This window comes from Bacillus solimangrovi, from assembly GCF_001742425.1.
GTDB classification, from domain to species: Bacteria; Bacillota; Bacilli; order Bacillales; family Bacillaceae_N; genus Bacillus_AV; species Bacillus_AV solimangrovi.
On sequence record NZ_MJEH01000053.1, the window covers coordinates 1 to 3,732 of the forward strand.

2 protein-coding genes and 1 pseudogene are annotated in these 3,732 nt (G+C 31.9%); 1 reads left to right on the top strand and 2 read right to left on the bottom strand.

From position 1 onward, the window contains the following. Window positions 1-1,205, bottom strand: a pseudogene (locus tag BFG57_RS14855) (glycosyl hydrolase); the annotation flags it as partial. A 962-nt stretch (window positions 1,206-2,167) separates the two neighbouring features. Between BFG57_RS14855 and BFG57_RS14860 the strand changes: the two are divergent. Then, window positions 2,168-2,557 (top strand): hypothetical protein, encoded by a 390-nt coding sequence (locus BFG57_RS14860; RefSeq protein ID WP_069718285.1) that lies wholly within the window; start codon window positions 2,168-2,170, stop codon window positions 2,555-2,557. Window positions 2,558-2,841: 284 nt separating this feature from the next. Here BFG57_RS14860 and BFG57_RS14865 read toward each other — a convergent pair whose 3' ends face one another. Beyond that, window positions 2,842-3,492 (bottom strand): peptidase inhibitor family I36 protein, encoded by a 651-nt coding sequence (locus tag BFG57_RS14865; RefSeq protein WP_069718286.1) that lies wholly within the window; start codon window positions 3,490-3,492, stop codon window positions 2,842-2,844. Between the last annotated feature and the right edge of the window lie 240 nt (window positions 3,493-3,732).

Genomic DNA, 3,732 nt, shown 5'->3' on the forward strand with positions numbered 1-3,732 from the left:
GATTTCATTTCTTGTCGGAATTGATTTGCAGCTTCATTATCGTCTACTTGTTCAGCGATTGGAGCAAGTGTCGCAAGCTCACCTAATCGTTTTCCGTACCAATATGTGTCACTTGGATTGTCCACTTCAGTTTGTGCTTCATCTATGAAGCGTGCCAATTTATTTTTATCATATGTACCTGCATCGGGTAATGAAGGTAACACTCCGTTGAACTTCATCGTTGTTTCAAACGACGACCCTTCTGCAAGCTTCATCGTGCCACGAATAGAATCAAACGTATAATCTAAAAGAGATTGATTCGTATTCTTCCATTGGTGTGGATATAGAGCGAAAATCGTACCTTCGTTCGATCCTTCTTTTGCTTCTGTTTCAAATGTATACGTTGTTTCTACCTCACTAGTATTCTCGTTATAAAACCAATCAACCTTTGTATCAACGACATGTGAGTACGCATACTGCTCGAATTTTTTCAACGTTTCGAGTGAATTATCAGGAAGAACCGCAACAGAGAAATAGTCCTTACCGTTTAAATGATTTGTTAATGTTTTCGAGTTTAATCCTGACCACGTCGATCCACTTGGACCAAACAATGCATAGTGACTACCCTTTTCAGTCGTAATACCTAATACATTGCTATTTTCATCACCATACCAAACAGTTGGAGGTGTTGAAGATAGCGTGATTTTCGGATCGCCACCTTCATATGTCGCATAAACAAATGGTGAACCGTGTCCATATGTAACTTGAAGGGAGTTTCCTCCATTTATGTATTCGTTCGTGACAAACCAGTCACTATAATCATCAACCTTCGTATTTTCAAATGAACCTGTACCCGTATGACCAAGAACAAAATCGTCAATATCATTCATCGTTCCTGCTGAGAATCCCCCTAATCCTTGAATGTTATTACTAGGATTATAGATTCGAAGTCCAGATGGCTCATTAATCATTGCTAGTGGGTGTGGATATTGAGCGCTTGAATATTGTTCCCAAGCAGTCGAACTCCACCAATCATTTGTAGGCATTGCACCAGTTATATTAGACGTTTTAAAAATCATATCTTGCACATCTGATACACCTGAAGGTTTCACGGTAGAATAACTACCCGCACCTAGTTCAACTTCACCCGAGAAGGCGTTAGCTGATGGTACGTTGAAAGAACTTGTAAGCAGTGCTGCTGAAGCAATTGTCAATAACTTTTTCATAAAATTCATCCTCATCTCTAAATATAAATTTGCTTCCATTGATGTTTAAAAAGGCGCAAAAAGGACGATAAAAATATGATGAATTTAAACTATCCATTATGAAATGTACAATTTCAGATTGCATAAGGATCAGAAGCAAAGAACCGCAACTTTTTACAGGCTTTTTTCTGTACCTTTTTAAAATACTCTTAAAGATTACTCCAGCAAACATGTTACTACAATAGGAATATAAACTGGTTTTTTGTGACATATTTTTAACAATTAAACAAAAATACAATATATACACAGGAACTTAAAACCAATTTTTCTTTTACAATAGGCAATTAGAATTAAACATTTTAACAAAAATATGACAATCTATTTTTTCTGAAAATTCACTTATAATCCCGTAACAACAACATTTCAATAACTTTTTTCTCATTGTGTACTTCACTATTTCTCAATCCATGTTGAAATAATTTCGATTGATGAATTTTTTTATTTTCAGAAATGACATCATTTTCTATATTAAGCGCTTTCAAAATATTATGTGTACAATGAAAAAATATATTATATAAGCATATTTTTATTTTTAAAAAGGCTTGCTATATATGAACTATAGACCAGAATAAAAAAGTGAGACAATATAGAACTTCTACTTTGATTTCTATTAATGTTCCATTCTGATCGGTAAATGTTTGTTCAACAAACTTACGCATAACTTCTTCATCTACTTTATTTCATTTGTAACGTATTCCGAATTAGTTATTTTTAATTTCCCATTCAATCCTTCTATTAATGGAACATAGCCAATATTTTCACTTCCCAATTGAAACAACCCAATATGAGTTGTTGGATTTAATAGATTTATTAGTATTCTCAATAATGGATATTAATAAAATAAAGCATTTGTTTGAAAGAAGTTGAATAGTTATAAATACTAGGGAATTAATGTATAATGTACAAAAAAGGTGGTCTCTTCCATGGGGAAAATTGACAAGATCGATTTATTTTTTTCTATTATTCTTGTAATGAATATGTTGATAGTAATTGTTATGTTATTCAGAATTGACGATTCTGGACTTTGGGTTGCTTCCAGTGGGCTATTTCTAGGATTTTCATCTTTATTCGTTGCGATGACTTATAGAATAGTTGATAAAGATAAAAATAACAGACAACAAATTAAATTAGATGAACGTTTAGCGAAAATAGAGGAACTGCTATCAACGATTAATAAAGAAAATGACTCTGCTGTTTTAAAACAGTTAGAAGAGATAAAGTCTATGTTTAATATTGAAAACAAGCTAGAAAGAAATCAATTTTCCTTGATTACAATAAATACTAATGAAAAAGATTCCAATAATATTGAATAACAGGCTATAAAATCTGAATTATTCAAAAAATAGAAATGGAGAAGTTACGCAAAGACCTGTTTAATTGGTCTGTAAATGAAAGCAAATTGCAATGGGAACTACAACATACGCACCATGATATAAAAAAGCCTTCTTACATTAAGAAGGCTTTTTTTATCCCCACATTTGTGTCACCGTATCACTTTTCTATTTTATACATAAATATACCCTTTGAAGAGTCTCTTACCTTCTCTAAAGGGTACAGGTTTGTTATAATTAATAATCTCAATTTTCTCCTAATTACCTTACAGTTCTTCTACCCATATTGAGGTTATCGTGTCATTACCTATGATAAAATGTTTTAACTCTTCCATTTCTAAGTAATCCACACTTGTTACAGTGACACTTGCTCCTGAAAAAGTATCTTGATAGAATGTTACTCTGTAAGAACCATTGATATAAAAAGAGCTAGCTTCATTATTGAAATCAAAATCTTTTAAATCGTATAGACCTGGACCAAATCTGTAATGGTCTCCTTCAAAATCATAATCTTCAAATAAATGAAGTCCTCCGTCGTTCTTAGGAAGTTTGTAAATCGTGATAGACGATGCATTATCATTGTCTATTTTATAATCTGAGATATCATCTACACTACTATCAAAATATGAACTCGTATTTGTCCAATCATCATCTTCATAAAGCACTACTGCGTAGTCACCAACGATCTTTAAAGAACTTAATTCATCATTAAAGTCATAATCATCATCTAAATTATATTCTCCAGCAGATGAAAAATATAATACATCTCCTTCAAAATCATAATCTTCATAGAGATAGACTCCAGGCAAAAGTGCTGCTCCTGATCCTGGTTCTGCCGCTTCTACTTGCGTAAATCCTCCTAGAAATAAAACCATAGAAAAAGCTAAAAATAGATTTAAAATTCCTTTTTTCTTCATCTTTCTTCATCTCCTTATTCATAAATTTATATTATCTACCAACTTTAATAGATAATATTTTACTATATTATACATAAATATACTAGTATTGTTATTTATATATAATAAAGGAATTATTAATAATAGCCCTTGTTAATAAGTGCTCACTATGGGGTTGAGCCGCACCGCCATCAAGCTAAAAGCTTGAGTTAATAAACTTTTTAATGGATTTATTTGTTTAGAAGGAGATGTATTATATTT